The sequence below is a fragment of the Vibrio sp. 1557 genome, from assembly GCF_033340175.1.
GTDB classification, from domain to species: Bacteria; Pseudomonadota; Gammaproteobacteria; order Enterobacterales; family Vibrionaceae; genus Vibrio; species Vibrio alginolyticus.
In genome coordinates this window covers 1-1,083 of record NZ_JAWOVZ010000260.1, presented here as the reverse complement: position 1 = coordinate 1,083, position 1,083 = coordinate 1, and the positions used below count along the sequence as shown (strand labels likewise).

The window sequence follows — 1,083 nt, the reverse complement described above, 5'->3', positions numbered from 1 at the left end:
ACGCACGAAATGGCGTTTGCTCGTGACGTCTCAAATCATGTGATGTTCTTGCATCAAGGCTTAGTGGAAGAACAGGGAGATCCAGCTAAGCTATTTACTAACCCCGATTCTCAGCGATTACAGCAGTTTATCTCATCTATCTACTAATATTCATTAGGCGGCAGAGTTTTGCCTCCTAAGTAAGCACAACGAACAAAACCAAATAAAATAGCAATCACAGGAGTATGGAAATGAAAAAGTGGTTATTGGCAGCAACTCTTGCTGCAACGGCAGTGTCTGGTGTTGCTCAAGCGAAAGAATGGAAAACAGTTCGCTTTGGCATTGAAGGCGCATACCCTCCATTTAGCTGGACAGAAACCGATGGCTCTCTAAAAGGCTTTGATGTTGATATGGCCAATGCGCTGTGTGAAGAAATGCAAGTGAAGTGTCAGATCGTTGCACAAGATTGGGATGGCATTATTCCTTCTCTATTGGCTCGTAAATACGATGCGATCATCGCGGCAATGTCGATTACCGAAGAACGTAAAAAGAAAGTGGATTTTACGGGTAAATACGCACTGATCCCAAATAAGTTCATCGCTAAGAAAGGTGCAAACCTAGACTTTGCTAATCTAGATGGCCAAAAAATCGCAGTTCAACGTGCGACCACTCACGATAAATATCTAACTGATAACTACGGTGACAAAGTTGAAATTGTACGTTACGGCTCTTTTGACGAAGCGTATCTAGACCTTGCGAACGGCCGTGTTGCTGCAGTTTTGGGCGATGCATCTGCTCTAGAGGAAGGTGTATTGAACAAGGCTGGTGGTGATGCGTACGAATTTGTTGGCCCATCTCTGACTGATGCGAAATGGTTCGGTGAAGGTTTCGGTATCGCTGTACGTAAACAAGATAAAGATCTAACGAAGAAACTTGATGCGGCAATCTTGTCACTGCGTGATAAAGGTATTTACCAAGAAATTGCTGGCAAGTACTTTAACTACGATGTTTACGGCGAATAAGCGGTATTTAAGCGACCGTTGGCTTGTTCCTAGAAGTAGTCAACGGTCGATTTTTTGAGTTTAGGGATTAGGAACTCACCTA

At 43.5% G+C, this 1,083-nt stretch carries 1 protein-coding gene and 1 pseudogene; both read left to right on the top strand.

Translation table 11 applies throughout. The features are described 5' to 3' along the window. Positions 1–147 (top strand): annotated as a pseudogene (locus R7070_RS26350) (histidine/lysine/arginine/ornithine ABC transporter ATP-binding protein); the annotation flags it as partial. Between the two features lie 83 nt (positions 148–230). Next, a complete protein-coding gene (locus R7070_RS26345) occupies positions 231–1,001 on the top strand; it encodes an ABC transporter substrate-binding protein (protein WP_005456273.1) in 771 nt (256 codons plus the stop codon). Positions 1,002–1,083: the final 82 nt, after the last annotated feature.